We start from the raw sequence: 1,402 nt of genomic DNA, 5'->3' as shown, positions 1-1,402 counted from the left end.
TCGAACGCCTCGTCGAGCGAACGGCCGGGGGCGGCCGCCCGTGCCGGGGCGTCGGCGATCGGCGGCGGCGGGTTCGGGCCCGTCTGCACCGTTTGCCGCTCGAACTGCTGGCTCAGCGCCTCGTCGCGCGGCTCGGCGTTGTAGGGATCGGCCACGCCGGGGCGCTCCCGGTGGACGAGGCCGAACAGGTGCGACGCCCTCGGCACCAGGCGCTCGTTGTAGCCCTCCGGCTGTTGCCGGTCGACCTTGTTGTCGAGCCGGTAGAGCAGCATGCCTTCCTCCGAGCGGTGCACCACGTTGAGGCGCGGGTCGTCGGGCTCGGGGCTGCGCGCCAGGAACGGCTTGTCGCTCAGCGCGTTGAGGTAGTCGATCATCAGGTTGTCGCTGCGCACGGCGAGCCCGTCGCGGTGGTAGCTGCCGCCCACGTCCGAGTGCGCGCCGGCCACGGCCACGCCGAGGAAGCGCCCGTCGGGCGAGAGGCCGGGGTCGATGATGTGGTCGGACTTGAACTTCGCGCGCCGCTCGTCCTCGGCCATGACCTGGAAGCCGGAGATCACCGAAGGCGGCGGCCGGCGGTCGTGCGCGTAGGGGTGGCCGGTGCCGACCGGGTCGAACAGCGCCTCGGCCTGGGCGACTTGGCCGGGGGTGACGAGGGGTGGTTTGGTGTAGTCGACGTGGGTGATGAAGCCGTCGGCGTCTTTCGTGTAGGCAGCGCCCGCTCGGTCTTGGATGCCGCGTTCCTGCACGAGTCGAGCGAAGCCGGCGGCTTGCTCTGCGCCGCGGCTGAAGCCGGTCGCAACGACCCGGATCTCCGCCTGCGGGTCTTGCCGATGCCACTCCTTCGCTTTGTCGATGAACAGCTTGTACATCTGTTCGATGCGGGCGTCGTAGGTCCCTCCCGTCGCCCCATCGACGGTGCGGGCCAGCCATGCGTTCTGCGTGCCTGGACCGGCCACATAGCGTGCCTCAATGTTCGGATTATGGTTGCTTCTGATTTGATCGTTGATCTTGGCTACGTTGGTTTTGTGCTCGGGATCTTTGTTCTCATCATTGCCCGTGCCATCGAAGCACGCCACAAACAGGCGTTCGTGTGGATTGCCTTCATGGATCAGCACTGGCACCTGAAACTGCGAAAGTTCCTGGCCCGCTCGCATGTAACTCTGTAGCCGTTGCGCGTCTGCTGGATAGAAGGAGACGCCGTCGTGACGGATGCCGTCCGGGTCCAGCCGATCTTCCCTGTCAGCCATGCCACTCCCCCTTATTGATAGGTCTGCGTCCAGACCAGGAGCAAATCGTCCCGGAAATCGCTGTTCTTGTTGCCAGGGATTTGTTCCGTTCGTGTCGGAATGAGAGTCTTCGTGTAGACGTTCACTGTCTTGTCATTGACCTCGAGCAGGATGCC

General features: G+C 65.4%; 1 protein-coding gene. It reads right to left on the bottom strand.

Features of this window, described 5'->3' with window-relative positions:
• On the bottom strand, positions 1 to 1,247 hold a 1,247-nt coding region (locus ACH65_RS20365; protein ID WP_161805632.1), incomplete at its 3' end, for a phospholipase effector Tle1 domain-containing protein.
• Positions 1,248 to 1,402 lie beyond the last annotated feature (155 nt).

The organism is Frateuria defendens, from assembly GCF_001182895.1.
Classification (GTDB): domain Bacteria; phylum Pseudomonadota; class Gammaproteobacteria; order Xanthomonadales; family Rhodanobacteraceae; genus Frateuria_B; species Frateuria_B defendens.
The sequence above is the reverse complement of the archived record's forward strand: the minus strand, read 5'-3'. Positions and strand labels throughout refer to the sequence as shown.